The following is a 22,194-nucleotide window of genomic DNA, read 5'->3' on the forward strand; positions in this document are numbered from 1 at the left end:
AGACTCCGCCGGGTGAGCACCACCAAAACCCCCACCACCGAGCCGGAACAGCTCGGACCCCAGCCCCCCGCGCCCGCGCGGCTGCGGGCGCTGGCGCACCGTCTCGTCCGGCCCGCCGTGGCCGCGGTGGGTGGAGTGCTCCTGTACCTGAGCTTCCCGCCGCGCCCCCTGTGGTGGCTGGCGCTCCTCGCGTTCGCCGTCCTCGGCTGGGTGCTGCGCGGCCGGACCTGGAAGGCCGGCCTCGGCCTCGGCTACCTCTTCGGCCTCGGCTTCCTGCTCCCCCTCCTCGTGTGGACCGGAGTGGAGGTCGGCCCCGGCCCCTGGCTGGGGCTCGCCGCCATCGAGGCGCTGTTCATCGGGGCCGCCGGCGCCGGCATGGCCGCCGTCTCCCGGCTTCCGCTGTGGCCCGTGTGGTCGGCCGCCCTGTGGATCGCGGCCGAGGCGGCCCGCGCCCGGGCTCCGTTCGGCGGTTTCCCCTGGGGCAAGGTCGCCTTCGGCCAGGCCGACGGAACCTTCCTGCCCCTGGCCGCGCTGGGCGGCACGCCGGTCCTCGGCTTCGGCGTGGCACTGTGCGGCTTCGGCCTGTACGAGTGCCTGCGCCAGGCGCTGCGGCTGCGCGGTACCGCAGGCGTCCGCACAGGGGCGGGCGGTGCCGGAAGCGTCCGCAAGGGGGCCGCGGCGGCCGCGCTGCTCACCGTCCTCGTGCCGGTCGCCGCGTCCTTCGGGGCGCGCGGCCTGGTCAGCGACTCGGCCGAGGACGGCACCGCGACCGTCGCGGTGATCCAGGGCAATGTGCCCCGGCTCGGGCTCGACTTCAACTCCCAGCGCCGGGCCGTGCTCGACTACCACGTACGCGAGACCCTGCGGCTCGCCGACCGGGTCAGGGCGGGCAAGGAGCCGCAGCCCGACTTCGTCCTGTGGCCGGAGAACTCCTCCGACGTCGACCCCTTCGTGGACGACGACGCCCGTGCCGTCATCGACCAGGCCGCCAAGGCCGTGGGCGCCCCCATCTCGGTGGGCGCGGTCGTCGGCGGCTACGGCACCAAGCTCTACAACGAGCAGGTGCAGTGGGACCCGAAGCTGGGGCCCGTCGCGACGTACGACAAGCGGCAGATCCAGCCGTTCGGCGAGTACATGCCGCTGCGCGGCCTCATCAGCACCTTCGCCCCCGGCTACACCTCCATGGTCCGCGAGGACTTCAGCCGGGGCACCAAGCCGGGCGTGTTCACCATGTCCGGTACCAAGGTCGGGATGGCCACCTGTTACGAGGCGGCCTTCGACTGGGCGGTGCGCGACACCGTCACCGCGGGCGCCCAGCTGATCTCCGTGCCGAGCAACAACGCGACCTTCGACCGCAGTGAGATGACCTACCAGCAGCTCGCCATGTCCCGGGTGCGGGCCGTCGAACACAGCAGGACCGTCACCGTCCCCGTCACCAGCGGCGTCAGCGCCGTGATCATGCCCGACGGCAAGGTCGTACAGAAGACGGCGATGTTCACCCCGGCCTCGCTCGTCGCCAAGGTGCCACTGCGCTCCTCGCAGACGCCCGCGACCAAGCTGGGCACCCTGCCCGAGTGGGCGCTCGTCGCGGTCGCCGCCGCGGGCCTGGCCTGGGCGGTCACCCGGACGGTGCGCGGCCGTCGTGGCACCGAGGCCTGACCGGCCGGTGCCGGGCGGTCGTTAGGGTCGGGGCATGGCAACTCCTGATTTCATCCGCGACGTCCGGGCCCTCGCCGGGCACCACCTGCTCCTGCTGCCGGGCGTGACCGCGATCGTCTTCGACGACGAAGGCCGGGTCCTGCTCGGCCGCCGCGCGGACAACGGCCAGTGGGCGACGGTCGGCGGCATTCCGGAGCCGGGGGAGGAGCCCGCCCACACCGCGGTCCGCGAGGTGTACGAGGAGACCGGCGTACGCTGCGTCGCCGAGCGGGTCGTCCTGGTGGAGGCCGCACCCACCCCGGTGACCTTCCCCAACGGCGATGTATGCCAGTTCATGGACATCACCTTCCGCTGTCGCGCCACCGGCGGTGAGGCGCGCGTGAACGACGACGAGTCCCTGGAAGTGGGCTGGTTCGCCATCGACGCCCTGCCGCCGCTCAGCGATGCCGGGCTGTTCCGCATCGCGCAGGCCCAGACGGACGGCCCTACATGGTTCCAACCCAGTGCTGGGCTCTGAAGTATGTGCGCTGACCACATGGGTGGGTGAGGGGCCGCCTGCCTAGGGTCGGGAACATGACCGCCTCCCTCGCCCCCGCGCCCCTCCCGCACTCCGTCACCGTCGATCTCGGGGACCGCACCGCGCTGGTCACCGGCGCCGCGGGCGGCATCGGCCGCGCCTGCGCACTCCGGCTCGCCGCGGCCGGCGCCACGGTCAGGGCGGTGGACCGGGACGCGACGGGCCTCAAGAGGCTCACGCTGCGTGCCAACGGCCTCAGCGGCACGGTCGAGCCGGTCGTCCTCGACCTGACCGACCTCGACGCGGCCGAGCGGGCCGCCGCCGGAGCGGACATCCTGGTGAACAACGCAGGGCTCCAACTGGTGCGCCCCATCGAGGAGTTCCCACCCGAGGCCTTCCACACCGTCCTCACCGTCATGCTCGAAGCGCCCTTCCGGCTGATCAGAGGGGCGCTGCCCCACATGTACCGGCGGGGGTGGGGCCGGATCGTCAATCTGTCCTCGGTGCATGGGCTGCGGGCCTCTGCCTTCAAGTCGGCCTATGTGGCCGCCAAACACGGGCTGGAGGGCCTCTCCAAGACCGCCGCCCTCGAAGGCGCCCCGCACGGGGTCACATCGAACTGCGTCAACCCCGGATATGTGCGTACGCCGCTGGTGGAGCGGCAGATAGCGGACCAGGCCGCCGCACATGGCATTCCCGAGGACCGCGTCCTGGCCGAGGTCCTCCTGAAGGACGCGGCGCTCAAGCGGCTCGTCGAGCCGCACGAGGTCGCCGAAGCGGTCGCCTATCTCTGCACCCCGCAGGCGTCCTTCATCACCGGCACCTCGCTCGCGCTCGACGGCGGCTGGACCGCGCACTGAACCGATCTCCTGCCTTGTCCGGTCCCGCTCAAGAGTTGTCCACAGGCCTGGCGAGGCCGCCCGTCCGGCAGGTATCCCTGTGACCATGTCCCACGATCACCCGCAGCCCAGTGACCATCCGGAAGCCCCCTACCTGGCCCTCCTCGCCCGCGGCGCCCCGGCCGAGGCGTACGACCGTCCGGCGCTCCTGGCCCGTGCCGACGGCGCGCGGCCCGAGGTGCTCGCCCGCCTGGACGCGGCGAAACAACTCGCCCTGCGGGTACGGGCCGACCTCGAAGGGCGCAGACGCCGTGAGGCCGAACTGTCCGCGCTCTTCGAGACCGCGCACGACCTCGCGGGCCTGCGCGATCTGGACGCGGTGCTGCGCGCCATCGTGCAGCGGGCCCGCTCGCTGCTCGGCACCGAGGTCGCCTACCTCAGCCTCAACGACCCGGCGGCGGGCGACACTTACATGCGGGTCACCGAAGGGTCGGTGGCCGCCCGCTTCCAGCAGCTGCGGCTCGGCATGGGCGAGGGGCTCGGCGGCCTCGTCGCGCAGACCGCCCGCCCCTACGTCACCGCGAGCTACTTCGACGACGAACGCTTCCAGCACACCAGCACCATCGACTCCGGTGTGCGCGACGAGGGACTCGTCGCCATTCTCGGGGTCCCGCTGATGCTCGGCAGCACCGTCATCGGGGTGCTCTTCGCGGCCGACCGCCACCCCCGCGTCTTCGCCCGCGAGGAGATCGCCCTGCTCGGCTCGCTCGCCGCGCATGCCGCCGTCGCCATCGACACCGCCAATCTGTTGGGCGAAACCCGTTGCGCCCTGGCCGAGTTGGAGAAGGCCAACGAGACCATCCGGGACCACAGCGCGGTCCTGGAACGGGCGTCGGAGGTCCACGACCGGCTCACCGAACTGGTCCTGCGCGGCGGCGGAGTACGCGACGTGGCCGACGCGGTGTCCGAAGTCCTCGACGGTACGGTCGAGTTCGCCGACGCCGAGTCCGCGCAGGCCGCGCTGCTCCAGCTCAGCGGCAGCGACGGGCACGCCCTGCGGCACGGCGAGGACTGGCTGGCCGGCGTCTCGGCCGGGGGCGAACTCCTGGGCGCGCTCGTCCTGCACGGCCAGCCGAACCTCGACCCCGTCGACCGGCGCACCCTGGAGCGGGCCGCCATGGTCACCTCCTTGCTGCTGCTCGCCCGGCGCTCGGCGGGCGAGGCCGAACAGCGCGTGCGGGGCGAGCTGTTGGACGACCTCCTGGACGCGCCGGACCGGGACCCCAGTCTGCTGCGGGAGCGTGCCGCCCGGCTGCGGGCCGACCTCGACGCCCCGCACGTGGTGCTCGCCGCCCGCATCGACGGCCTCGGCCCGGGCAGCGCCGCGCGCCGCACCGCGGAGGGCCGGCGCATCGGTTCCGCCGCGGCCTACCTGGCCACGACCCGGCACGGCCTCGCCTCCACCCGCGACGGCGGCGCGGTGCTGCTGCTTCCGCTCGGCCCCGGTGACACCCCGGCCGAGGTCGCGCGGGCGGCCGCGAAACAGCTGGGCTCCGCCCTGCACGAGCCGGTCACGGTCGGTGCCTCGGCCGTGGTGGCGGCGCCGGCGACGACACCGCCCGCGATCGCAGCCGCCTACGCCGAGGGCCGCCGCTGCCTGGAGGCGCTGCGGCTGCTCGGCCGCGCGGGGGAGGGCGCCGCCGCCCAGGACCTCGGCTTCCTCGGACTGCTGCTCGCGGACACCCGCGACATCGCCGGCTTCGTCGACCGCACGATCGGCGCGGTGGTGGCGTACGACAGGAAACGCGGCACCGACCTGGTCCGCACCCTCGACGCGTACTTCGCGAACGGCATGAGCCCCGCCCGCACCAGGGAGCATCTGCACGTCCATGTGAACACCGTCGCCCAGCGCATCGAGCGGATCGGTCGACTGCTCGGCCCCGACTGGCAGTGCCCGGCCCGTGCCCTGGAAATCCAACTGGCCCTCCGCCTCCATGTGGCGGCACCAGCCATGACGCCCTGAGGGGTGGGGCACCACCACAGCGCCGCCCCACCCCCCCAACGGGTGCCCGTTGTCTCCGCCCCCGCCTCAGTCGCCCGTCGCCGCACCGCGCGTACCTGCCACCGACTCCACTCGGGGACGGCCCTGCGCCCGGTTCCCCACACTCTCCAGATCCCGCTCCCGGGTCTCTTTCGCGCACCCGATGGCGACGACGGTGAGCAGCACGGCCGCGATCACATAGAGGGCGATCGGGGTCGACGTCCCGTAGTCGGAGAGCAGCGCCGTCGCGATGAGCGGCGCGGGCGCACCGGCCGCGACGGAGGAGAACTGCGCCCCGATGGAGGCCCCCGAATACCGCATCCGGGTCGCGAACATCTCCGAGAAGAACGCCGCCTGCGGTGCGTACATCGCCCCGTGGAAGACGAGCCCGACCGTGACGGCGAGGACCAGGTTCCCGAACCTGGCGGTGTCGATCAGGGCGAAGAAGGGGAACATCCAGGCGCCGACGCCGAGGGCACCGATCAGATACACCGGCCTGCGCCCGATCCGGTCCGAGAGCGCGCCCCACGCGGGAATCACGGCGAAGTGCACGGCGGAGGCGATGAGTACGGAGTTGAGCGCGGTCTGCTTGGCCATTCCGGCGGACGTGGTCGCGTACACCAGGATGAAGGCGGTGATGACGTAGTAACTGATGTTCTCCGCCATCCGCGCACCCATGGCGACCAGCACATCGCGCCAGTGGTCCCGCACCACGGCGACCAGCGGCGGCTTCTCGGTCACCTGCTCCGCCGTGCGTGCCTCGGCCCGCGCCAACGCGGCCTGGAACACGGGGGACTCATCGACGGAGAGCCGGATCCACAGACCGACGAGGACCAGCACACCGGACAGCAGGAAGGGTATGCGCCAGCCCCACGCGGTGAACGCGGCGTCGCTCAGCAGCGCCGTCAGCGCGGAGAGCACCCCGGCGGCGAGCAACTGCCCGGCTGGGGCGCCGGTTTGGGGCCATGAGGACCAGAACCCGCGCCGCCGGGCGTCTCCGTGCTCCGACACCAGCAGCACGGCTCCGCCCCATTCGCCGCCGAGCGCGAAGCCCTGCACCAGGCGCAGCGCGGTGAGCAGGACGGGCGCCGCCGCCCCCACGGTGGCGTGGGTGGGCAGCAGTCCGATGCCGAAGGTGGCCCCGCCCATCATGAGCAGGCTGACCACCAGGAGCTTCTTGCGCCCGAGCCGGTCTCCGTAGTGCCCGAACACCAGCGCCCCGAGCGGCCGCGCCGCGAAGCCGACGGCGTACGTGAGGAACGAGAGCAGCGTGCCGACGAGCGGGGCGGACTCCGGGAAGAACAGCTTGTTGAAGACGAGCGCCGCGGCTGACCCGTACAGGAAGAAGTCGTACCACTCGATGGTGGTCCCGATGAGGCTGGCGGCCACGATGCGGGAGAGGTTGGCGGGGGGCGGGGCAACGGTTGCGGGGGAGGACATCGGCACCACTTCCCGGTGTTCGACGGGGACGATTGACGTGTCGCCACACCGTAGGAACGCGCAGGTCAGAGGCGTATGTGGTGGGACACCATAGTTCTGGGCGATGGAGTGCGTGCGCCAACCATGCCGAGGGCGCAGGGCTCTTCGGAACGGATGATGCTCGTGGTCGCCGCCTCCGCAGCTCGCTGCGCTCTTCCACCGGGCCCACCAGCGCGGTGCCCGTGTGCCGAGGCGATCGAAATCGAGCCGGGCTATCGAGCCGGGTTATCGAGCCGGGTTACCGAGGGGACGAGACGACCGAGGGACGGCGGGCAGTCGACTGCCTCCTGGAGAGCGTTCGGTGCAGTGGGGGCATGGCCAACCACGCGTCCGCTCCTGATGTTTTGGAACCGACCTGGGCCGGCCCGGCGAGGGCACTGCGGCCGGTGCGGTATCCCCGTCCGCCTCCTGGCAGGAGTGGTCCGTGGGGCCGTGGCTGACACCGACCGGGCGGCTGTGATTGGCTGGCCGGCGGGATCCGGCGGGATCCGGCGGAGGGCGGGAGACAGAGACAGGTTGTGAGTGTTTTGGGGTATCCCGGCGGGATGCGGCAGGACGGGCTGCCGGCGGTGCTGTCGGACCCGGTCAGGCTGGCGGCGCTGGAGGCCAGCGGGATGGTCGGCAGCGCCCCGGAGCAGGTGTTCGACGACCTGATGCGGCTGGCGGTGTCGGTGACCGGGTCGGCGATCTCCGCGATCACGTTCGTCGGGGAGACACGGACCTATTGGAAGTCGGTGCCCCACCTGCCCTACGGCGGCGTTGAGGCGTGGCAGAACGCGGTGGGCGACAGCTTCTGCTACTTCGCCGTCGGCGCGGACGGGCCGTTCATTGTCGAGGACGCGGAGAACGACCCGCGCACTGCCGGGCACCGGGCGATCGGCCCTTGGGGCGTGGGCGCCTGGGCCGGATTCCCGATCGTCACCACCGACGGGCACGCGATCGGCACGATGTGTGTGATCGACGCCAACCCCCGCCCATGGCAGCGACAGGAACTGGAGACGCTCGCCATCCTGGCCCGGGCCGTGTCCAACGAGATCAACCTACGCACCACGCTGAACACCGCGCAGAGCGCCCTGGCCACCGCGCAGAGCGCCCTGGCCACCTCCCGGGACCTGGCCCGCAGCCTTCAGGACAGTCTCCTGCCGCCGGTGCTGCGGCCGGCACCCGGCCTGGACGCCTCGGCCCGCTACCTGCCCGCCACCGGCGAGGCGGAGGTGGTGGGCGACTTCTACGACCTCTTCAACGCCCGTGGCCCGTGGTGGACAGCGGTCATGGGAGACGTGTGCGGCAAGGGCACCGAGGCGGCCAAGGTGACCGCTCTGGCCCGCTACACGCTGCGCGCGGACGCCGGAGACCACCTTTCTCCAGCGGTCGTACTGGACCGGCTGAACGCGGCCATGCTCGCCCAGCACGCGCCGCGTTTCCTGACCGCGGTGCAGGCGACGTTCCGCACCACTCCCGCGGGCGCGGCGGGGCGGCTGTGCCTGGCCGGACACCCCCCGGCCCTCATCCGCCGTGCCGACGGCCGCGTCCAGCAGGCCGGCGTCCCAGGCACCCTGCTCGGTATCCTGCCTGCCACCCGTCTCACCGACGTGCGGTTCCGCCTCGGCTCCGGGGACCTGCTGTTCCTCTACACCGACGGCGCCTGCGAAGCACGCCCCGACCCGCGCGGCTCGCTGCCCCACCGGCCGATCTTCGACGAGGAAGCCCTCGCTCAAGCTCTGGCCGACACCCACGGCATGGACGCGGCCGCCACCAATGCCCACATCGCCGACGTCCTGGCCGGCCACCACGGCGGCTGGGCCAGCGACGACACCGCCCTGCTCTCCCTGCGCGTCCCCCCGCACCCCTGATCCCCAGGAGGCGCGACAGCCTTCGCCGCGGAACCGCCGACGCCGGCCTGCACATGAACCGCGCGACAGCGGACAGAAGGCACATGACATGCAGGAGCGCCCGCTCGAAGATCTGCTCGTCCGGATCACCGAGCACACCCGTCCGAACGCCTGCGTCCTGGCTCTGCTCGGCAGCACCGGAGCGTGGAACTCCACTGCTCTGGAGGGGGCGTTCCACGACGCCCGCGCAACCGGGCGCCCCCTCGTGGTCGACCTCACCGGCCTGCGGTTCGGCGACGAAGTCCTCCTCGGCCTTCTCCTTCACGCGTACGCATCCCCTCAGGGACTTGTGCTGCTCGGCCCCGTCACGGGCCACTTCGCCCGCCGTCTGCACCGCTCCTGCGTCGACGACCTCTTCCACACCCAGAACACCCTCGAACTCGCCCTCGCCCAGCTCCCCACCTGATCCCGCACAGCCGCGGAACGGTTCCGGCGGACGGCGGACGGCGGACGGCGGACGGCGGACGGGGCCACGGAGCCGTCGGCCTCCTTGGCCGGCCGAGTCCGGGCTCCGCGGAGTTGCCTCCGGGCCGGGGGCCGGAGGCAACTCGTTCCGGGTGCGAGGGCGGGGGTGCCGGGTGCGGGTCAGTCCTTCGGGGCGACGGCGTCCAGGATCGCCGAGGTCACGTGGTCGGCGGCGTTTTGGTGGCCCTTGGCGTTGGGGTGTACGAGAGCCGGCCGGTTGTGTTCGTCGAGGACGCCCTCGACCCATTTGCCGGCATCGCAGACGCTGTGGTTCTGGGTGGAGTCGTAGAGGTCGACGAAGGCGGCGGCGTCCTGGGTTCCCGTCGACTTCTCGATGGTCTTGTTGAGGGGCTCCAGGACGTCCTGGCGCAGCCAGTCCAGGTCACCGGGGGTGATCGAGAGGAACTGGTGCGGGTGGTTGTACTGGCACTTGGCGGTGTCCTTGGGGATGATCGTGGGGTAGCCGATGGCCAGGATCTTGGCGTGCGGGCCCTTCTCGTGGAGCTTGGCGAGCATCGCGTCGTAGTCCCTGCTCACCTTGGCCAGCCTGCCGGGGACGGAAGCGGCCAGTTCGTCCTTGCACGGCGTGCCCGCGCCGCCGCTGCCCTGGCCCAGTTCCAGGCACTTGAAGAGGATGTCGCCGAACCCGAGGGTGTTGCCGCCCACGCCGACGGTGATCACGTCGGTGCCCGACTTGACCGCCTCGGACTGGGGAGGCACCGGGGCGAAGGGTGCCTCCGGGTCGGGGTTGCCCGGCACGCTGCGGCCGATCGGCTTCTGCGCTCTGAAGGTGACGTCCTCGATCGTGGCGGCGCCGCAGCTGACGTCGGTCAGTTCGAACAGGGCGCCGAGGTCGCGGTGGATGATCTGGGGGTAGGAGCGGTCGGTGCGCTCGCAGCCGTCGCGGGGGACTTCGAAGATGTCGCCGGCTGCCTGGATGACACCGGCGGTGTAGGAGTCACCCAGGGCGACCCAGTCGTAGTCGGCAGCCGCGGCGGCGGACTGTGCCCCGGCGAGTTGTGCGGGAGCCAGTGCGCCGGCGGTGAGGGCCGCCGCCGATCCGAGCAGGGCCAGTCGAGTGCGAAAACGTGCCACGAATCCTCCAAGAACAGGGGCTTTGGCGTCGCTTTGACCCTACAGAGAACGTCATGTGAGGTAGTAGATCCAATACGGACAGTCACCAGGTGTGGAGTTCAGGGGTGTTTACTGTCGCGGCGGCCAAGTTCTGAATGGATGGGCCCGGTATCCGGACTGTCTGCTTCCGAGGCTCGACCGGCCCCGCACGGTATGGGTTGCTCACGCGTCGGCCTCGACCGGTGAGCGGCCGCCTCGGCCCGCTCGGAGACCTCTCCCGCCTGTCTCATTCGTGATCACGAAGTCCCGGCCGGACACCCCGGGGCGTTCATCGCCCGCAGGTGAGCCGAACGCCCTCGGCGAGACGCGCAGTACTGCGCAACTCGCCCCGCCCGCCGCCCTCCCGGCCGCCTCGGGCAGCTACAGCGGCGGCCCGCCGTGCGCGGCGCCACCATCGCACCGGCCGCGCAACCCCGGCATGTCCAGCACCTACCGGAACCTGCCCGAACGCGCCTTCTCGGCACCTCCCGCCTGAAGCGGCCGGGCGCCCGGCCCCGTGTCGGCTTGCGCGGGTACTCGATCGGGTTGATCCGGCGCGTGCGGTGCGTAGTCCGCCTGAACGCGGGACAGCAATCGCACCGAGGTTCCGCCGGCAGAGTCGGAGCTCCCCGGGGAGGGGGAGTACCGGTGCTGCGACGGGCCGTCGAGGCCGAGTTGGGGTGACGCATGCGGACAAGGAGTCAGCGGGCGGGCGTGCGGAGGCGATTTCGCTACTGGTTCGACACCATGATGTCGCGTGGCATGGGGACGCTGATCGGCTGGATGACCGCGGCCTGTTTCGCTCTCGTCGTCCCGGTGTCCGTGCTCCTGGTGTGGACGGACGAGAAGGCGCCGCCAGGCCTGGGCGACCGGCTGGCCGACATCTGGCAGCACGTCGGAGCCGCCTTCCGGCTGGGCGGCGACCTGGGCCCACCCCTCTACGTGCTGTTCTCCGTGCTGCTCGCGCTGATGGCCCTGCTGTTCACTTCGACGCTGATCGGTCTGATCACCAACGGCGTCGACCGCAGGCTCGCCGAGCTGCGCAAGGGCCGCTCCATCGTCCTTGAGGACAACCACACGGTCGTCTTCGGCTGGTCCGAGCAGGTCTTCCCGATCGTGGCCGAGCTCGTCCTCGCCAACGCGAACCGACGCCGTGCGGTGGTGGTGATCCTGGCGCCCAAGGACAAGGTCGAGATGGAGGACGAGATACGGGCCAAGGTGGCACGCCGCGGGTCCACCAAGGTGGTGTGCCGCACGGGCAGCCCGACCGACCCCGCCGACATCGCCATCGTCTCCCCGGCGACAGCCCGCTCGTTGCTCATCCTCGCGCCGGGCGGGCCGGACGGTGACTCGGGTGTCGTGAAGACCCTGCTGGCGCTCGCTCAGGTACAGCGGGCGGCGGGCGAATCGCGCCACATCGTGGCCGCTCTGGAGGACGGCCAGAACCATGCCGCGGCTCGCCTCGCCGCCGGCCCCGACGCCTGTGTGCTCGACATGGACAGCATCACGGCCCAGCTGATCGTCCAGACCTCCCTCCAGCCCGGCCTCTCGTTCGTCTACCACCAGTTGCTCAGCTACGCGGGCGACGAGTTCTACCTCACGGCCGAGCCCCGGCTGGTGGGCAGGACGTTCGAAGAGGCGCTCATGGCCTATGCCACCTCATCGGTGGTCGGGCTGCTGCGCGAGGACGGACGCGTCGACCTCAACCCGCCGTGGCGCTCCCTCATCGGTGACCGGGACCGGATCATCGCCATCTCGCGGGACGACGACACGGTCATCGTGTCCGAACCGCCCCACCACATCGACACCGGCGCCATCATCCCGCCGCGGCCGATCAGCAGAACCCCGGTGCGGCTCCTGGTGCTGGGCTGGAACCGCCGGGCGGCGACCGTCATCGAGCGGCTGGACGGCCACGTCGTCGAGGGGTCCACCGTGGACGTGGTGACGCGGCAGCCGGAGGCCACCGGCCGAGCCGGACGGACGGCGGACGGCCCGACCCGCCTCCGCGTCACGGCCGTCGAGGGCGATCCGGCGCAGCCCGGGACACTGTGCCGGCTCGACCTGGCCCGCTACCACCGCATCGTGCTGCTCAGGCACGACACGGTGAACGCACAGCAGGCCGACAACCGCACCCTGGTCACGCTGTTGCACTTGCGGGAGCTGGGCCGGGCGGCGGGGAGCGAACCGGCCGTGGTCACCGAGATGGCGGACGACCGCAACCGGGAACTCGCCCCGACCAGCCCGAGCCACGACTTCATCATCAGCAGTCGTCTGATCAGCAGGCTCATGACCCAGATCTCCGAGAGCCCGCACCTGGCCCGCTTGTTCGACGAGCTGTTCGGCGCCGAGGGCAGCGAGATCCACCTCCGCCCGGCCGAGGGCTATGTGGCTCTCGGCCGCGACCTCGACTTCTACACGGTCGTCGAAGCCGCCCGTCGGCAGGGCCATATCGCCATCGGATACCGCCTGCACGGCGAGACCACGGTGGCCCCCGCCTTCGGGGTCCGCCTCAACCCGGACAAGAGGCGGTCCCGCCGATTCGCCCCGGGCGACAGCATCATCGTCCTCGCCGGGGAACGACCCCCCGGCAGCGACGCCCTCGCCCTTCCCGGCAGTCGGGCAGGCGGCGACGAGGCCGGACGGACACCTACGAGGCGCGGCGGGCCGGGCGGGCCGGGCGGGCCGTGTCACCATGCATAGCCACGTATCGCTTATCGCGGGAGCGCCCATGGAACGTGCAGGCTCCGCAGCCGGCCGGCTGTCCCGCGTGGTCCATGCGCTGCGTGCCTTGGGGTCGGCGGTCCTGGTGACGGCCCTGTACTACGCGGCGCCGCTCGACTGGGGCGTCGGTGTGGGCACGGTGGCGGTGCTTCTGGGGGCGCTGGCCGTGTTCGGGTGGCTGCTCGCCTGGCAGCTCGGCTCGATCGCCCGCGCGCGCTATCCGTGGCTGCGGGCCGTGGAGGCGCTGGCGACGGCGGTGCCCCTCTTCCTCGTTCTCTTCTCGGCCAGCTACTTCCTGCTCGCCCATGACGTCCCGGGGTCCTTCTCGGAGCCCCTGACGCGGACGGCCTCGCTGTATTTCACGATCTCGGTGTTCGTGACCGTCGGCTTCGGCGACATCGTGCCCACCAGCGAGGCGGCCCGGGCCCTGACCAGTGTGCAGATGATCGTCGATCTGGTCCTGCTGGCGGTGCTCGGCAAGGCCGTCTTCGGCGCGGTGCGGATGGGCCTGCGCCGCAGAAGCGCGGGGCCCGGGCCCGGCCCGCGGCCGGGCCGGGGGCCGGCAGGCCTGCCGTAGTGCGGACCGCGCCCGGGGCACCCTCGCGCGTCGGCCACCCGGCGCACCGGTGGCCGTGCGGCTCGGGCCCCGCCGGGTCCCTGACGCGGCGGGGCCGGGTGCTCAGCCCTGGCGGCGCTGGTACTCCTGGCGCAGCGCGTCGAGGATCTGGGCCGCCTCGGCGAGGTCCGCCTCGCGGGCCCGTGCCGCCGCCGCGGTGAGCCGGGCGATGGCCTCGGGGAAGCGTTCGAGGCCGTTGCCCTCGATCAGGGCCGCGATCCGCAGCGCCTCGGCACGCGGCACCTCGCCCCGCTCCCCGCCCAGCTCGTAGCGCGCGACCGCGGCCTCCGCCTCCGCCAGCGCCTCGGGGAAGGACTCGGCCTCCGCCAGGACGCGGGCCCGGCGGTAGTGCACCGCGCCCCGCTCGTACCAGGGGGCGAAGTCGTCGGTGTCCTCCGGAACCGCGGCCGCGATCTCGTCGGCCCGAACGAGGTGCTCCAGCGCCGCGTCACGGCCGTCGGGCCCCTTGAACAGCATGGTCAGACGCGCGAACTCGCACATCATGTGCATGAGCAAGGACGGGTTCGGCGCCACCGCGTGCGCGGCGACGGCACGTTCGTACGCCGTGCCCGCCGCGTCCCAACGGTCGGCCATGGCCAGCGTGGTGGCCGTCTCCGCAGCCACCAGGGTCTGGAGCCGGGGCTCGTCCTCCCACGCGGCGGTGACCGTCGCGAGCCGCAGGAACTCCTCCGACGCGGGCAGGAACTCCTCCAGTTCCCGCAGGCCGCGCGCCAGCGTCAACCGGGCCTGGGCGACCAGCCGTTCGTCGAGCGAGGGCGCCGCGTCCTCGGACACGATCGACTCCAGTACGGCGACGGCGTCGGCCTGCTGTCCGCCGCGCGCCAGGACATCGGCGAGCTGGAGACGCAGACCGGCCGCCTCGTTCTGCTCGCCCTCCTGGTCGAATCGGGCCGCCGCCTCCGAGAGGTGGCGTACCGCACCCCCCGTGTCCCCGAGGTGGGACGCGGCGTGGCCGAGCATGGCGTACGTGGGGGCCAGCGCGAAGTGGGTGTCGTCGTAGCGCACCGCCTCCACCACCGCCCGGTGCAGCAGTTCCGACGCCTCCGCCGGCTGGTCCACAGTGAGCAGGACCTGGCCGAGCAGGGCGAGCGGGCGGGTGCCGCGCCACGGCTGCCCGGAGGCCTCCACGTCCTTGAGCGCCGCACGCAGCTCCGTCTCGGCGCGGGCGCTGTCGCCCCGGCGGATCGCGACGTCCGCCACGAACTGCCGTGCGTTGGAGACCTGGTGAGGGATCATCAGGTGTTCGGCCTCGGTGTGCAGGGTGCGGGCGGCCTCCTCGAACCGCGCCACGGCGGAGTCCGACGGCTCCGGCAGTTGCCCCACCAGTTCCTGGTAGGCGGCGAAGGCGCAGGAGTACAGCACGGTGAGGTACTCCAGCACCCGCTGCTGCCCGACGTCACCGTGCGAGGCGGTCTCACCGGCCGCGGGCGACGCACCGCTGAACGGCGTCTCGGTCTTGAGCCGCTCCGCCTGACGCAGGGCGTCGTCGATGCCGGCCCGGACCGCGTCGGCGTCCAGCCGCCCCGTGCCGTGTTCCGCTGTCGCTGTTGCCGCATCCGGGGCCTCGGCCGAGGAACCACCGGCCGCATCCTCGTCCGTGCCCTTGTCATGAGTGGTCGCCCAGGCGAGGACGCGGGTGCGGGCGGACAGCGCCTGCCAGGACATGCCCAGTTCCGCGAACAGCCCGGCGGCCCGCTCCAGTTCGGTGATGCTCTCCGCGTCGCGGTTCTCGCGGCTGAGCCGGTAGGCGCGCTGCTCGGCCAGCTCCGCGTGCAGCAGGCCCTCGGGACCCAGACGGTCGTCGTGCGCCCCCGTGCCCTCGGCGAGACGTTCGCCGGCGCGGGCCCACAGCCGTGCGCTCCCCGGATGCCCCATGGCGGTCGTGCGCCGCGCCTCGTGCACCAGGGCGACGAAGTCCTCGGGCACCTCCAGCGCGGACGCCGGTGCGGGGGCGGGGGCCGTCGCGGTCCCCGCCGTGCCCGGGCGGACGGCGGCGGCGCGCAGCCCGAGCGGCAGCGGCTCCTCGGTCAACGGGGTTTGTTCCAGGCGCAGTCGGCGACTGTCCGAGACGGCGGTGGTGCCGTTGCGCGTGTCGAAGGCCCGGCCGAGCCGGTCCGCCTCGGAGCGTACGTGGGTGAGCAGCGCGCCCGCGGTCCAGTTCCGTCCGGGCGGGCCCGCGACGGCGGTGTCGAGGTGGCCGTCCGCCACGAGCCGGGCGAGCAGCACCTCGGCGCCGGTCAGGAAGTCCAGATGGGCCAGCGGAGCCCCGGTCGCCTCGAACAGGGGGCGGTTCTCGGCCAGGATTTCGAGTCCCCGGCCCTCGTTGCGCGAGAGCGCGCAGAACTCCAGGTGCAGACCGACCTCCTGCTGCATCCCCGGGTTTCCCCGCACCTGGCGGTAGCCGGTCAGATGGTGGGAGCGGGCCTCGTCGAAGCGGCCGGTGCGCAGCAGCGGCAGCAGGGCGCGTGCCTGGCTCATCTGGGGCTCTTCGGTGCAGGCCGTGTCCTCGGTGAGCACCGGGCGCCAGGTGTCGAGCGCCCCGGCGTCGTCGCCCGCCAGCACCTGGTGCGTGGCGAAGTGCCGGGTCTCGCAGGCATCGCAGTCGCTCAGCTCGGTACGGGGGCGGGTGGCCCACAGGTCGTAGGCGTCGAAGAGGCCGATGCCCGTGTGGCGCGCCACGTGGTAGCGCATCGCCGCCACCGGCTGCATGCCGTGCTCCGCCTCCCGGTAGCGGGTGCGCATCTGGTCGATCCAGCCGTGCACCGTGGCGAGCGGCACCTCGGGCACCTGCAACAGCGATGTCGTCACCCACTTGAAACGCCAGAAGACCTGGTGGGCCTCCCACGGGCTGAAGGCCTCGGGCGCGGTGTCCCACAGCTTGAGCAGCCGGGCGAAGGCCACGGGCGACTTGCGGTGCTCACCGGTGAACTCGTACGCCGACATCAGCTCAAGAAGGGCCGTGACGACGACGTCCGGCTTCTCGAAGGGCTCGGCCGCCTCCACGAGTTCTTCGGCGGTGATGGTGCGCTGGAGGCCGTGCGGGCGTTCGTTGTTCTCGCGCAGCGCCTCGACGACGGCCTCGGGAGTGTCCAGCATCTACAGTTCCTTCCGGGGCTCGGAGCCGGGTGCCGCCGTGCCGGAGTGGTGCATGGCGTGGGTGAGCAGATTGATGAAGGCCCGGTTGAGCAGTGCGCTCTCGCTCGCCCGCAGGGGGCGGCGGCTGAGCAGCAGGGCCTGGCCGTAGAGGGCCTCGGCGGCGGCGACCGCCAGGTCCCGGTCGGTGATCGTGATGGCTTGGCGGACCAGCGGGTTGAGATGGTTCAGGACGAGCTGGGCGCGCGGCGATTCGCGGCGCAGCGAGCCGAGGATGTCCGCCCACAGGCCGTCGCTCTCGGCGGCCAGGCTCGACCGGGTCCGCTCGTGCCGCGCCTCCCGGTCGTCCAGGAGCAGCGCCGGAGCGGTGACGGGCTGGAAGTCGCGCAGGACCACGTCGCAGTCGTGCACGCCGACGGTGTCCCGGGCGATGGCGAGGAAGGCCGCCGCGCGCAGTTCGGCGGCCGGGTCCACGGCGTCGAGGTGTGCCGTGACGGTGGCCGGGTCGAGGTCGGTGACCGCCGTGCCGGGGCGGATCTCGGGCAGCCGGTGCACGAGGTCCCGGTCGTAGGTGTACCCGCCGTTGACGACGCCGAGGCCGGCGGCCGATGCGATCGGGGCGACCTGGCGGAACTCCTCGACACTGCGGGCGACCAGCAGGGTGGGGTGCTTGCGCGCGAACTCCTCCAGCGTGACGTTGCCGTCCGTGGTCTCGAACGGCAGCCACGGCAGCACGATGCGCAGCAGCTCGTCGTCGTAGCGGGCGAGCGCCTTGACCGCCAGGTGGTGGGTGTCGATGAAGCGGTGCAGCAGGGACGGGTCGCTTGCCGCGAGGCCGGTCAGCCAGTCGCGGATCCGGTCGCCCAGCGCGTCCCGCACCGCGGACAGGGTGCCGTCCTCGTACAGCGCCTCCCGGGACGCGGTCGGCCGCAGGCTGGTGGTGTCGACCACGCAGCGGACGAAGAAGGCCCATTCCGGGAGCAGTTGGGGTGCCTGGTCGGTGAGCAGCATGCCCTTGAGGTGCACCCGGTGCCCGGCCCGCTGGGCGGGGCTCATGGCCGTGGGCAGGACGTAGGCGACGCCCCGCAGGCCGGCCGCCGGCAGATCCAGCTCGATCGTGTCGAGCGGGGTGAAGTCGAACAGGGCGCGGCAGTACGCGGTCATCGCCTCGCGGCGGGCCACGGGTGAACGGTGGCTCCGCTCCCACGGCGGAGCCTCGTTGACCTGGTGGGTCTCGCCGCGCGGTCCGACAACGGTCACCTCGTGCCGCAGCAGACCGCCGTAGTGGCGGGCCAGCGAGACGACCCGCTCCGGTTCCGTCCACTGCGCGGTGTCGGCCCGCGGGACGAGCCGGACGGTGGTGCCCGGCTCCGGCACGGCCGAGGCCGGCAGGGTGCGGATGGTGTAGCGGCCGTCGGAGTGCCCGCGCCATTCGACGGCGGGCGCCGACGGATCGGCGGCGGTGCGGCTGAGCACCGTGATCTCGTCCGCGACGACGAAGCACGCGAGCAGCCCGATGCCGAACTGGCCGATGAACTCGCCCCGTGCGGCGTCGAGTCCGGCCCCGTCGAGCGCGCCTTCGGTGGTGCGCTTGGAGCTGCGCCCGATGGTGGCGAGGAAGCGGTGGACGTCGGCCTCGCTCAGCCCGATGCCCGTGTCGGTGACGGAGAGGGTGTCACCGGTGCGCACCGTGATGGTGCCGGCCGCGCCGGGCTCGATCGCCTGACGTGCGGTGATGGCGTCCACCGCGTTCTGGAGCAGCTCACGCAGGTAGACACGCGGGCTTGAGTAGAGGTGGTGGGAGAGCAGGTCGACCAGGCCGCGCAGGTCGACCTGGAAGGTGTGGGAGGTCTCGGATGGAGGCACCTGGTGAAGTCTTTCGGTGGACGCGTTCCCCGTGCGGCGCGGTGGTGATGGGCGCCATGGGGGACGGAGCGGAAGGGGAAACGGAGTACGGGAGGACGGCGGCCCGCACCGGCGCGGGCCGGGGCCCGAACGCTCGCGGCACGGCCGCGGCCGCCGGACGTCTTCGTGACGTGCGCCGTCAGACGGCCTCAACAGAAGCCCTGACAGGCGTTTCTGACGGGTCGTCACTGACAAGCGCCAGGAAGGCTATCGGCCGGCCGCCGAGCGGTGCTCCTTGTAGGCCGCGGCGGGATCGGAGCCGTTGATGTAGTACCAGGGGGACTCGGTGACCCGTCCCTCCGAGGCGGTGAAGCACTCGCGGGCGCCGGCGCTGTCCCCGGCCAGCGAGAACGCCATGGCAAAGGTGTTGAGGACCTGGAGCCACCCGCCGGAGCGGACGAAGTCCGGGTGCCGGAAGGAGTGGTCCGCGGCTTCCCGCAGCGATGCCGTCACCTCGGGCCGGCGCATGTACGCGGCGTCCGCACCCCGGTCCAGGTCGAGCCAGTGCTCGATGTGCGCCATCGCGACGAGGTGGCCCAGCGCCGTTCCGCCGGGCGCGGCGAGCAGCGCGTCACGCGCGAAGGCGTGCATCTCCTCGTGCGAGCCGCTCCACTTGGCGCAGACCTGCTGCAACTGCTGCTGGTGCACGCCCAGATGGTACGGATCACGTCGTACCGCGGCCTCGAACCGGCGCCGCGCGGTGAGCTGGCCGACCTGGAGGCCCCGGCCCGTCATCTGCAGTCCGAGCCAGGGCGAGACCCAGCCCGGCTCGCGCTCCGCCACCTCGTAAAGCCATTCCTCCGCGGTGCGCAGCCGCGAGTGGAACAGCTCGAACTGGTCGCGCGAGACGTGCTGCGCCCGCGCCCCGGTCCGCGCCTCCCAGCCCCAGCTGATGTGGCGGAACCCCGCCACCAGCTTCGGGAGCGCCGCCTCGGGCTCCGCCTCGACGACCCCGGTGATCCACCGCTCGACCCCCGCGGTGTCGCCCACGGCGCGCACCAGCTCGGTCCGGTCCTCGCTCTCCGGCCGGGCTTCGAGCACGCGCCGTACCGTCGCCCAGTCCCCGGACGCGGCTGCCGTACGCACCCGTGCCACCTCGGGATCCCCCGAGTCCTCCTGTACGCGTGCGACGGGCCGGCCGGCCCACTTCCCCAGCGTGAGCCCCCATTCACGGAGCACCGCCATGTCCCCACCCCTTGTTGTGTGCAAACGGGGAGGCAATTGTCACTCCCTTGTGAAGGTAGTGATTATCACGGGTGACTGACAATCGCACATGGTTTGGGGCGTGGAGCCGAGGTCACAGCGTGCGGGGCCGTGTCGGCTCCCCGTGCCGACAAGGCCCCGCACGCTGTGCCGCGACTCAGCGGAAGGCGGCGATGTTGCGGTCGACCCAGTCGGCGAAGGGGCGCGGGGCGCGGCCGAGGACGCGTTCCACGTCCGGGCTGATCCGCCGTTCGGCGGGGGTCGGGTCGGCGAGGATGTCCAGGGTGTCGTCGGCGAGTTCCGCCGGGACGAACCGGGTCATGGCGGCCCTGGCCTCGGCGCGGGTGAGCTCGTGGAACCGGATCGGTGAGCCGAGCGCTGCGGCGATGGCCCCGGCCTGCTGCCGTGGCGTGATCACCTCCGGCCCGGTCAGCTCGAAGATCCCGCCGGTGTGCCGGTCGTCGAGGAGGCAGGCCGCCGAGACTTCGGCGATGTCCGCCGGGTCGACGACCGGTACACCGATGTCGCCGAAGGGCGCGGCGACCGTCGCTTCGGTGCGGACGGACTCCGCCCAGGCGAAGGCGTTCGAGGCGAACCCGCCCGGGCGCACGACGGCCCAGTCGAGACCGGAGGCGCGCAGGGTGTCCTCCACCGCCCGCATCGCGATCCGGGACGGGCCGTCCGGCCGGGTCGAGACGCCCTGCGAGGAGAGCAGGACGACGCGGCGTACCCCCTGGGCCGCCGCCAGGCCGATCAGATCGGCCGGCCGCGCGTCGGGGGCGTGCAGGTCGCCCGAGAGCAGGAGGAACAGGGCCTTCGCCCCCTCCAGTGCGGGTACGAGGCCCGCCGGTTCGGCCAGGTCGGCCGAGAAGTGGCGGACTCCCTGGGGTACTTCGGCCGAGCGCCGCGAAACGGCCGTCACCTGCTCGCCCGCAGCGGCGAGGGCCTGCGTCAAGGGCCGTCCGATGTTTCCGGTGGCTCCGGTCACCACGATCATGTTCAGCTCCACATGCGTTGAATGCCAGTGGGGTTGACGCTAGGAGCCGGGCTTACTTTTCGTAAGAACGTACCCGGAGGTAAGCTCCGGGCATGGAGGAAGGCGCGCAGGTGAAGCCGGTGGTGTCGGGGCCGAGGTATGAGGTGTTTCACACGGACTGCCCGGCGCGGGACATGGTGGACCATGTGACCAGCAGGTGGGGCATCTGGGTGCTGATCTCCTTGCGGGGCGGCGACCTCCGGTTCTACGAACTGCGTGACAGCATGCGGGGCGTCAGCGAGAAGATGCTGGCCCAGACCTTGCGCGCGCTGGTCCAGGACGGCCTGGTCCGGCGCGAGGTCGAACCGACCACACCGCCCCAAGTCACCTACGGGCTCACCGAGTTCGGCCGCGACATCGGCGAGCCGCTGACGGACCTGTTCGACCGGATCACCCGGCGGCTGCCGCCGCGCACCACGGCCTAGCGCCGCGGTCAGGGGTGGTTCCGGCGGTCCCCTCACGCCGTACTGAGCGGATGCGTGGCCGTCGCGGAGCGCGGAGGCCAGGCCTCGGGGGAGAGGATGCCGAGGACATACGCGCGGGCCACGAGGGCGGGGCGGGTCGCGGCGCCCAAGAGGTCGCGCAGGCGGCTGAGGTGGTAGTCGACCGTCTGCCGGGACAGTTTCAGCGAGGTGGCGATGTCTCCGTTGCTGCTGCCCGCCGCGAGCAGGGAGAGGATGCGGATCTGAGCCGCGGTGAGCGCGGGGTGGCTCGCGTGCGCGAGGCTCTGGTGGGTGACGACGGCCCACACCTGCCGGGCGTGCGCGGTGGAATGGCCGACCGTCGTCAGATGGAGCTGTGCTCGGCGCTGGCGCCCCTCCGCGTCGACCAGCACCGCTGATGTCTCCACGCGTCTGGTGCGGCGCGCTATCAGACCCTTCCACCTGCGGTGCAGCCGGTCGAGACCGGGGTCGGGCGCGAGCAGGGTGTGGGCGCGGCGGCCGACCAGCTCGGGCAGGCCGAGCTGGAAGACCTCGGCCGCCGCCGCGCTCGCCTCGACGATGCGCCCGTTCGCCGAGAGGAGCGCACACGGCAGACCGCTGTGGTCCCGTAACGCCTGGAGGTTGTCCTCGGCCTCCTGCCACTGGACCCTGGTGCGGAGCTGGTCCGTGATGTCGACGTAGATCCCGGCGACACAGGTCCGCCCGTTCTCCCGCACCGGGAACCGGTGGCCCACCGCCTGACCCGGACTGCCGTCCGGGCGCCGGTAGTCGAGGGTGTGCCGCACCGGCGTCCCGCGGCCGAGTATCTCCTGGTCGAGGGCCCGGAACTGGACGGCCTCGGCCGGGGCGTCGAAGTCCTCGATGTACCTGCCGACCAATTCCTCCGGGACGGTGCCGTAGAGGTGGGCGTAGGCGTGGTTGGCCCACAGATAGCGGCCCTCGCCGTCCCGCAGGAACGCGGCGGCCGGGGCCAGATCGGCGAGCCCCGCGAACGTGTCGTAGCGCTGGGGGACTTCGGAGGCCGTGCGGGTGGGCGCGGGGTGGCCAGGGGCTTGTGCCCCGCCGTCCCGGGCATCGGCGAGCAGTGCCTTGAGGCTGGAATCGTCCACAGCGGTCTCCGTCCGTATGCAACCGGCTGACGCACAGTCACA

Annotated in this window: 16 protein-coding genes; 9 read left to right on the forward strand and 7 right to left on the reverse strand. The window is 72.3% G+C overall.

What is annotated here, in order from left to right; translation table 11 throughout:
• Positions 1-12: 12 nt before the first annotated feature.
• From lnt to CG740_RS01305, 4 genes are all read left to right on the forward strand, one after another.
• Positions 13-1,659 (forward strand): apolipoprotein N-acyltransferase, encoded by a 1,647-nt coding sequence (gene lnt / locus CG740_RS01290; protein ID WP_100572988.1) that lies wholly within the window; start codon positions 13-15, stop codon positions 1,657-1,659.
• Between the two features lie 34 nt (positions 1,660-1,693).
• Complete coding sequence (locus tag CG740_RS01295; protein ID WP_100572989.1) at positions 1,694-2,176, forward strand: NUDIX hydrolase; 483 nt, start codon at positions 1,694-1,696, stop codon at positions 2,174-2,176.
• A gap of 56 nt (positions 2,177-2,232) precedes the next feature.
• Positions 2,233-3,036 (forward strand): 3-hydroxybutyrate dehydrogenase, encoded by an 804-nt coding sequence (locus tag CG740_RS01300; protein ID WP_100572990.1) that lies wholly within the window; start codon positions 2,233-2,235, stop codon positions 3,034-3,036.
• Positions 3,037-3,121: 85 nt separating this feature from the next.
• On the forward strand, positions 3,122-5,038 hold the full coding sequence (locus CG740_RS01305) for a GAF domain-containing protein (protein WP_100573595.1): 1,917 nt from the start codon (positions 3,122-3,124) through the stop codon (positions 5,036-5,038).
• Positions 5,039-5,104: 66 nt separating this feature from the next.
• On the opposite strand, the gene CG740_RS01310 is transcribed toward CG740_RS01305, so the two are convergent.
• Positions 5,105-6,496 (reverse strand): MFS transporter, encoded by a 1,392-nt coding sequence (locus CG740_RS01310; RefSeq protein WP_234375979.1) that lies wholly within the window; start codon positions 6,494-6,496, stop codon positions 5,105-5,107.
• Between the two features lie 584 nt (positions 6,497-7,080).
• Between CG740_RS01310 and CG740_RS01315 the strand changes: the two genes are divergently transcribed.
• Entirely contained in the window at positions 7,081-8,388 is a 1,308-nt protein-coding gene (locus tag CG740_RS01315) for a GAF domain-containing SpoIIE family protein phosphatase (protein ID WP_100572991.1), read from the forward strand.
• A gap of 88 nt (positions 8,389-8,476) precedes the next feature.
• Complete coding sequence (locus CG740_RS01320; protein ID WP_100572992.1) at positions 8,477-8,833, forward strand: STAS domain-containing protein; 357 nt, start codon at positions 8,477-8,479, stop codon at positions 8,831-8,833.
• A gap of 179 nt (positions 8,834-9,012) precedes the next feature.
• Here the strand turns inward: CG740_RS01320 and CG740_RS01325 are convergent, their stop codons facing one another.
• A complete protein-coding gene (locus tag CG740_RS01325) occupies positions 9,013-9,987 on the reverse strand; it encodes an SGNH/GDSL hydrolase family protein (protein ID WP_199846291.1) in 975 nt (324 codons plus the stop codon).
• Between the two features lie 732 nt (positions 9,988-10,719).
• Between CG740_RS01325 and CG740_RS01330 the strand changes: the two genes are divergently transcribed.
• Together CG740_RS01330 and CG740_RS01335 are read left to right on the forward strand one after the other, a co-directional pair.
• The gene (locus CG740_RS01330) at positions 10,720-12,705 is read left to right on the forward strand and encodes a CASTOR/POLLUX-related putative ion channel (RefSeq protein ID WP_234375980.1); all 1,986 of its coding nucleotides are present in this window, start codon (positions 10,720-10,722) and stop codon (positions 12,703-12,705) included.
• 28 nt (positions 12,706-12,733) lie between these two features.
• Positions 12,734-13,303, forward strand: coding sequence for a potassium channel family protein (locus CG740_RS01335; RefSeq protein WP_100572994.1), 570 nt, complete (start codon positions 12,734-12,736; stop codon positions 13,301-13,303).
• 102 nt (positions 13,304-13,405) lie between these two features.
• Here the strand turns inward: CG740_RS01335 and CG740_RS01340 are convergent, their stop codons facing one another.
• The 4 genes from CG740_RS01340 to CG740_RS01355 all read right to left on the reverse strand — a co-directional run bounded on the left by CG740_RS01340 (position 13,406) and on the right by CG740_RS01355 (position 20,561).
• Positions 13,406-16,459, reverse strand: a complete 3,054-nt coding sequence (locus tag CG740_RS01340) for a hypothetical protein (protein ID WP_100572995.1) — start codon at positions 16,457-16,459, stop codon at positions 13,406-13,408.
• On the reverse strand, positions 16,460-18,322 hold the full coding sequence (locus CG740_RS01345) for an HSP90 family protein (RefSeq protein ID WP_100572996.1): 1,863 nt from the start codon (positions 18,320-18,322) through the stop codon (positions 16,460-16,462).
• A 246-nt stretch (positions 18,323-18,568) separates the two neighbouring features.
• Complete coding sequence (locus tag CG740_RS01350; RefSeq protein WP_234375981.1) at positions 18,569-19,546, reverse strand: hypothetical protein; 978 nt, start codon at positions 19,544-19,546, stop codon at positions 18,569-18,571.
• A 175-nt stretch (positions 19,547-19,721) separates the two neighbouring features.
• On the reverse strand, positions 19,722-20,561 hold the full coding sequence (locus CG740_RS01355; protein WP_100572997.1) for an SDR family oxidoreductase: 840 nt from the start codon (positions 20,559-20,561) through the stop codon (positions 19,722-19,724).
• Positions 20,562-20,653: 92 nt separating this feature from the next.
• Between CG740_RS01355 and CG740_RS01360 the strand changes: the two genes are divergently transcribed.
• The gene (locus CG740_RS01360) at positions 20,654-21,025 is read left to right on the forward strand and encodes a winged helix-turn-helix transcriptional regulator (protein ID WP_100572998.1); all 372 of its coding nucleotides are present in this window, start codon (positions 20,654-20,656) and stop codon (positions 21,023-21,025) included.
• A 32-nt stretch (positions 21,026-21,057) separates the two neighbouring features.
• On the opposite strand, the gene CG740_RS01365 is transcribed toward CG740_RS01360, so the two are convergent.
• Entirely contained in the window at positions 21,058-22,152 is a 1,095-nt protein-coding gene (locus CG740_RS01365) for a PAS domain S-box protein (RefSeq protein ID WP_234375982.1), read from the reverse strand.
• Positions 22,153-22,194: the final 42 nt, after the last annotated feature.

The organism is Streptomyces sp. CB01201 (assembly GCF_002803085.1).
Taxonomy (GTDB): Bacteria; Actinomycetota; Actinomycetes; order Streptomycetales; family Streptomycetaceae; genus Streptomyces; species Streptomyces hundungensis.